Here is a 6,348-nt window from a genome sequence, read left to right as displayed (position 1 = left end):
ATTGTCCATTCGTCTGCTCCACGGTTGAGTAGTGTCTCTGTGGAATGCTGAAGATGGGCAGCCGGTGCCGGGGCATGCCCCGGCACCGGCTTAACCGTCCCGACCCGAATGAATTTCCAGACCTGTGGTTACACAACCCGATAAGCGATGACGAGGTGCATGTCCCTGAGATGATCTGGGTTATGGAACGATTCTTCCAACAAGAGATGCTGCGAGCACCAGCATGACGACGCCAACGATGGCATCGAGAACCTTCCAAGCCACAGGTCGTGAAAAGATCGGCGTCAGGATGCGGGCGCCATATCCGAGAGCCGCGAACCAGCTGATGCTGGCGGTCGCTGCGCCCACCACAAAGACTGGCCGCAGTTCGGGCTGCTGCGCGGAGCCAGCAGCGCCCATCAGCAGGACTGTGTCTAGGTAGACGTGCGGATTGAGGAATGTGAATGCTGCCGTCGCGCCCAGCGCGCTCCCGAGGGTGATCCGCCCCGGCGCAGTTACAGACAAGGCTTCTGGAGCCATCATTCGCTGAAACGCCTTGATGCCGTAGCAGGCCAGGAACGCGGCGCCGCCGATGGTCAAAGCCATGGTCAGTTTTGGCACGGCACCTAGCAGCGCCCCAACGCCGCCAACGCCCGCGGCGATCAACAGAGCATCAGCGCAACCGCAGAACAAAACGATGGGGCCAACATGCTCGCGCTTCAGGCCTTGGCGCAGAACAAAAAGGTTCTGCGCGCCAATGGCCATAATCAAAGCTGCCGATATGGCGAAGCCGGTAAGGAATGTTGCCAGGATGCTGTGCATTGGAGACACATGCCGATTTCATGTGTTTAAGGGAAACTTGTTCTTCTTAATTGGATGAAGCATAGCTAATCCATGCTTGATTATCCCGCTCTTGCCGCTGTCTCCGCCGTCGTACGCGAAGGAACCTTCGAGCGGGCGGCTGAAAGGCTCGCTGTTACGCCGTCTGCAGTGTCCCAGCGGATCCGCGCACTTGAGGAACGTTTGGGCATTATCCTTATCGTGCGAGGGCATCCTTGCCTGCCTACCGATCTTGGCCGCAAGCTCTGCGCCCATGTGGATCAGGTGCAGCTTCTGGAAGCGGATTTAGCCCCCGTTTTATCGATCGCAGGCGATCAATTGGGCCCCCCCGTCACGCTGAAAGTAGCGGTCAACTCGGACAGCATCGCAACATGGTTTCCCGAGGCGGCTGCCAAGTTCGCCCGCGATACAGGCTATCTTTTGGAGTTCCTCATCGAAGACGAGGCCCACACGGCGGACCGGCTTCGTTCCGGTGAGGTTATTGCCGCTGTTTCGTCAGATCCAGGCACTGTCCAGGGATGCAAGACGATCGAATTGGGCAGCCTCCAATATCTGGCTTGCTGCAGTCCTGAATTTGCGCAGCTGCACTTTCCCGATGGCGTCTCCGAAGACAGCCTTCGCCGCGCACCGTGCCTGCGTTTCGATCGCAGGGATGGCTTACAGGCGCGTTGGGCTAGCGAAACGCACAGGATCGAACTCGATGGGCCAATGCATTGGGTGCCATCGACCTTCGGCTTCCTGAACTTCGGACTTGCAGGCATGGCGTGGGGCTTGCACCCGGAAATTTTAGCAAAACCTCAAATAGCCGCGGGTCTGCTTGTCGAACTGACACCTAGTACGCCTCTAAACGTGAAGCTATACTGGACCGTCACGCGGTTACACGCTTCCGCGCTTCAGACATTTACAGACACCGTTCGCGGAACGGCGAAAGAGCGGCTGTTTCAAACCTAATGACATTGACACGCTGAATTTTCTCATTGAGAAATCGGGCGGAGTATCCCTACGTTCCATCTCGGGCGCGGCGGGCAGGAGGTACAGTGCTAACTTCTTCAGCGACCAAACTCCATGACTCGCCTCCGCTTGCTTATGGGAGAACGTAGACGACCGGATTTGTCGAACGCCGTCGTTTAGGAGCTGCTTCCGTATCAACTGCTTTGTCTTACTTCCCCGCGTTCGAGGGTAAGGCAGATCGAACCAATTTCATCCATTCCGGCACCATAGCAGGTACGTCAGTTTACTTTAAAACTGTTTATTGTGTAGGAACTCGAAAAAGCGGGGCCAAGGAACAACGTCCGCGTTAAAGCCAGCGCATCCGCGCTGATTGGTAGCACCCGATCTCGGGGATCATCTCTATTAGCCGGGCCCGCGGAACCCGACGCCCGCCTTCACGCTGCTACTCGAGGCGTTGCGCCTGCAAACCTGCGAGGATTGCGGGGCGTCAGCCGCCCTCGCTCCAGTTCGCGCGCTCGCCGAGGATCTGCGCGACCGCGTCCATATTGTCGCTGCCCCAATTGCAGAGCGGCTCCAGGGCCTTGGCCAGACTGTGCCCGAGCGGCGTCAGTGTATAATCGACGCGTGGGGGCAACTCCTGATAGTCCTTTCGCGTGACAATGCCGTCCGCTTCCAGCTCCTTGAGCTGCTGGATCAGCATCTTGTCGCTGACCCCCCGCACCGCGCGTTTGAGTTCGCCATAGCGGTTAGGCCCCTGGATCAGAAAGTAGATGATCAGCGGCTTCCACTTGCCCGCGATCACTTTAAGCGTCGCGTCGAGGCCGCAGGAGAACCCGGGGACGCTATCGAGTATCGTTGCCATAATTGATACTTACCAAAAGGTGCATACTTGTCGATAGGTAGGTGAGCTGCCAGCTACGATCAACTTCATAACGAAGAGGATACGAGCATGAACAGATTGGATGGCAAGGTTGCTGTGGTGACGGGCGGAGGTACGGGTATTGGGTTCGGAACCGCGCAGCGTTTCATCGAGGAAGGCGCCTTCGTCTACATCACCGGCCGCCGGCAGGAGAAGTTGGACAAGGCGGCCGCCAAGCTCGGGCCCAAGGCCCGCGGAGTGCAAGGATCGGTGACCGAGCAGTCCGATCTTGATCGGCTGTTCGGGACGGTGAAGGCTGAGCATGGCCGCCTCGACATCCTTGTCGCAAATGCCGGGTTCGGTGAGTTGGTGCCGCTGGGGCAAATCACCCGCGCGCAATATGATGCTGCCTTCGACGTCAATGTGAAGGGCGTCCTCTTCACCGTCCAGGCCGGCCTGCCGCTGATGGGACCGGGTGGTTCGATTATCCTGACCGGATCGACCACGGGGGTCATGGGAACGCCAGCGTTCAGCGTCTATTCTGCGAGCAAAGCGGCGGTGCGCAATCTCGCGCGGAGCTGGGCGCAGGATCTGCGCGGGACCGGCATCCGGGTGAACGTGCTCTCGCCCGGACCGACGTTGACCGAGCTTGCGAGCGAGGCAGTCGGCAAGGAAGCGATGATCGAGATGGGAGCCGGTACGCCGATTGGCCATTTCGGTGATCCGTCCGAGATCGGCGCGGTTGCGGCCTTTCTCGCGTCGTCGGACAGCAGCTTTATGACCGGCAGCGAAGTGTTCGCCGATGGTGGGCTTGCGCAGATTTGAGCAGCGTTTCGCTTTTCCTCTTTAATCGTCCGGCCATCCGATAGGGGTCGGACGTCGACAATTGGGAGCTACGGCCTTGAAACGAGCGACGGGTTTTGGGCCGATAGGGGAATGTCGGATTCCGAGCGCAGAAATCGGGATAGCTGCCGATCTACGCCGGCAGCAGGCGACCAGCTGCGGCTGCTCTTTGCTCACCGGAGGAACGACGGGATTCACCGCTAGCGGTCCTTTGCCTGCCACCGATCGAGGTGGTCAGTCAATTACCGGTTCCAAGCGAGTGATCTTCAATCGAGAAAGGCTGACATGGGTGGAAAGCCGACCTATGCGTGCCAGCTTTCCAACCATTTGATCTTTCAAATCAAGAAGTATCAATCGTTATCACGTTCCATTTTAGTGATTGCGCCCGAGCGAGGATCAACATGGAAATCGTAGTTGACGTTGGCCTTCGTAGCTTCGCCTTCCCAATGCCCATCATCTGCTTCCAGCTTCGTGACTCTATAGCCCCGCTCCAACAGCATGCTCTTTACTTTCTCACTACTGATCCATCCTTTTCCGGGCATATCAGCTAATGCTGGGCTCGAAAAACAGACGGCGGTTACAGCGATAAGCAGCAACTTTTTGATCATAGCTTTCTCCTTTGATCTGGAGAAATCGCTTAGCCATCCGACACGTTCCACTATCTTCCCATATGTCCACCACGAGGAAGCTTTTCGCTCAGACGTGCGCTATGGGGCGTACCCCTCAGGCCGCTATGGAGCGCGGCCCGAGGGTTGCTGAATAGCCGACAACGGCGCAAAGCGGCGTTCGATCGGAGTATTTGGCAACGCTAGATATTCACCTTAAGCGAACGTGACAGGCCGCATGGCAACTGCGTCAATAGAATGGATAGAACGAGGCGGGCCAGAGGTGGGCTTCCAGACCTCCGACCCGTCCATCGTCAGTTGCTGCTGGCAGCCGGGTTGTCGAGCTTGGCCATCGCCGCCTCCAGCGCCTTGTGCATGCTCAGCGTATCCGCCGCCTGGCGCGGGGGATAGGCCTTCAGGCTGGCGAGGTGCTCGGCGATGAAGGGGGTACCGGCGGTCGGCGCCCAGAGCTTGTTGGCGAAGAATTTGCGGCCGATGTAGCCCCATTCGTGGCTTTCCGGGTCCATCTTCTCCATCGGGTCCATGCGCAGGTGGAACAGGTACGGCACGGAAGGATAGGTCTTGTCGTTGAACCAGCTGCCCTCCTTCTTGACGCCGATGTGCATCTTCCAATTGTTCACCCGGATCGCGGTCAGCTCGGTTTCGTCGTAATAGAAGTAGGCCCTGCGCGCCGATACCTTGCTGGCTCCCTTCCACATGTCGAGCTGGTTGAAGCCGTCGAGATGGACCTTGTAGGTCAGCTCACCCGCCAGCTTGGTGCCTTCGAGCAGCTTTTCCTTTATGTCTGGCAGTCCGGCCGCCGCCGCGAGCGTCACGTAGACGTCCTCGTGGTTCTGCACGCCATTGCACCAGCTTCCCGCCGGGATGTTGCCCGGCCAGCGCGCCAGCATCGGCACGCGCACGCCGCCTTCCCAAGTCGTGCCCTTCTCGCCGCGGAACGGGGCATAGCCGCCGTCGGGCCAGAGCATCATCTCGTTGCCGTTATCCGTCGAATAGATGACGATGGTGTCGTCGGCGAGGTCGTTATCGTCGAGCCACTTGAGCAGCACGCCGACCTGTTCGTCATGCTCGATCATCTTAGCGCGCACCACGTCTTCCTCGGCGCGGCCTTCGTCGACGGCCATCTGCACGTACTTCTTCTGAGGGTGCGAATGGATGTGGATCGCGGTGGTGTTGAACCAGCAGAAGAACGGGCCTTCCTTGTTGCGTTCCAGCCAGTCGATCGTCTTGTCGACTACCTCGCCGTCGAACGTCTCCATCCGCTTGCGGGTGAGAGGGCCCGTGTTCTCGATCTTCTGCTTGCCGCGCTTGCCAAAAACACCGTCGTCGGTCTCATCGAACTCGTCGGTCGCCCAGGCGTGAAGTACGCCGCGTGGCCCGTACTTCTTGAGGTATTCGGGGTTCTTCTGGCCGGGGTAGTCCAGCTCCTCCGGCTCTTCCTCGGCGTTGAGGTGGTAGAGGTTGCCGAACCATTCGTCGAAGCCGTGGACGGTGGGCAGGAAGTCGTTGCGGTCGCCGAGGTGGTTCTTGCCGAACTGGCCGGTCTTGTAGCCGGCGACCTTCAGCACTTCGGCAAGGGTCGGGTCTTCCTTCTGGATGCCGCGCGGAGAACCCGGGATGCCGATCGTGGTCATGCCGGTGCGGACCGGCAGCTGGCCCATGATGAAGGCCGCGCGTCCGGCAGTGCAACTGGGCTGGCCGTAATGGTCGGTGAAGATCATGCCTTCGCGAGCAAGGCGGTCGATGTTGGGCGTCTCGCCCATCATTCCGTGAGCATAGGCCCCGACATTCCACATGCCGATATCGTCACCCCAGATGACGAGGATGTTGGGCTTTCCGTTAGGCATCGTTGATACTCCGCTGAGCGAGGGGCTTGAGCAGAGGCAAACTAGTGGTCTGCGGGGCAGGTTCTATGGGGGATAACACCCAGATTGGAGGAAATCAGGACGCACTTGAATTTTCGGCGTTACAGCGCCGGTTCTGAAAGACGCATGTCCGCCATTCGCGATCGTAAGATGATACCGACCTATCTGGTCACTGCCATTAGCGCACCTGTCTGCTCCGCTTACGAACTCTGTTGGCAAGGAAGCGGACGTTCGGCTCCTAGGGATCTGGTATCAAACGTGGGACGACCGACAAGGGCGCCAGAGCAGCCGCCACGCTGTTGGGCGTCACGGCAAGGAACCAACCATTTTCAGAATCAGTGCCCTCTGCAACGTCAGGGAGGCCTCCACGTCCTCCTCAAGGTAT

The 6,348-nt window shown here is 58.9% G+C and carries 6 protein-coding genes; 2 read left to right on the top strand and 4 right to left on the bottom strand.

The window, feature by feature from the left end:
* Positions 1-180: 180 nt before the first annotated feature.
* Positions 181-801 carry a LysE family transporter gene (locus EDF58_RS22230; RefSeq protein ID WP_132269534.1) on the bottom strand — a complete coding sequence of 207 codons (621 nt, stop codon included), beginning with the start codon at positions 799-801 and terminating at the stop codon, positions 181-183.
* A gap of 72 nt (positions 802-873) precedes the next feature.
* On the opposite strand from EDF58_RS22230, the gene EDF58_RS22225 reads away from it, so the two are divergent.
* Positions 874-1,770, top strand: a complete 897-nt coding sequence (locus EDF58_RS22225) for a LysR family transcriptional regulator ArgP (protein WP_132269532.1) — start codon at positions 874-876, stop codon at positions 1,768-1,770.
* A gap of 487 nt (positions 1,771-2,257) precedes the next feature.
* Here the strand turns inward: EDF58_RS22225 and EDF58_RS22220 are convergent, their stop codons facing one another.
* Positions 2,258-2,632 (bottom strand): helix-turn-helix domain-containing protein, encoded by a 375-nt coding sequence (locus EDF58_RS22220; protein WP_132269530.1) that lies wholly within the window; start codon positions 2,630-2,632, stop codon positions 2,258-2,260.
* An 87-nt stretch (positions 2,633-2,719) separates the two neighbouring features.
* On the opposite strand from EDF58_RS22220, the gene EDF58_RS22215 reads away from it, so the two are divergent.
* Positions 2,720-3,454 carry an SDR family oxidoreductase gene (locus EDF58_RS22215; protein ID WP_132269529.1) on the top strand — a complete coding sequence of 245 codons (735 nt, stop codon included), beginning with the start codon at positions 2,720-2,722 and terminating at the stop codon, positions 3,452-3,454.
* A 368-nt stretch (positions 3,455-3,822) separates the two neighbouring features.
* Here EDF58_RS22215 and EDF58_RS22210 read toward each other — a convergent pair whose 3' ends face one another.
* Positions 3,823-4,080, bottom strand: a complete 258-nt coding sequence (locus EDF58_RS22210) for a PepSY domain-containing protein (protein WP_132269527.1) — start codon at positions 4,078-4,080, stop codon at positions 3,823-3,825.
* Positions 4,081-4,391: 311 nt separating this feature from the next.
* The gene (locus EDF58_RS22205) at positions 4,392-5,945 is read right to left on the bottom strand and encodes an arylsulfatase (protein WP_132269525.1); all 1,554 of its coding nucleotides are present in this window, start codon (positions 5,943-5,945) and stop codon (positions 4,392-4,394) included.
* Between the last annotated feature and the right edge of the window lie 403 nt (positions 5,946-6,348).

Origin of the sequence: Novosphingobium sp. PhB57, assembly GCF_004342985.1 — a bacterium.
Classification (GTDB): Bacteria; Pseudomonadota; Alphaproteobacteria; order Sphingomonadales; family Sphingomonadaceae; genus Novosphingobium.
This window is presented reverse-complemented; position numbering and strand designations above follow the sequence as displayed.